The sequence below is a fragment of the Buttiauxella sp. S19-1 genome (assembly GCF_022134725.1).
GTDB lineage: Bacteria > Pseudomonadota > Gammaproteobacteria > Enterobacterales > Enterobacteriaceae > Buttiauxella > Buttiauxella ferragutiae.
In genome coordinates this window covers 1-247 of sequence record NZ_JAHWLU010000305.1, presented here as the reverse complement: position 1 = coordinate 247, position 247 = coordinate 1, and the positions used below count along the sequence as shown (strand labels likewise).

At 55.9% G+C, this 247-nt stretch carries 1 pseudogene; it reads right to left on the bottom strand.

Annotated elements, in window-relative coordinates:
- Positions 1–247: pseudogene (locus MES37_RS24680) on the bottom strand (hypothetical protein); the annotation flags it as partial.

Here is a 247-nt window from a genome sequence, read left to right as displayed (position 1 = left end):
CTGCACCCAGGTCACCGGCATACTGGTTCGCCATCTGCCCGAACACCGCCGCCAGCTCCTGCTGCTCCTCGATTTTTTCCTTATCGAAGATTTTATCGATATGACCATTGGCGTTATCCGTATCGCGGCTCAGGTCCGCCACATCCTGCTGCTGGTGTTCCTTGTCACGGATGGTAATAGTGCCTGCCGCAATGGCTGACTGCGTGGTGCCCGAAGCATTATCGCTGGCTCCGATACCAATAAGAGG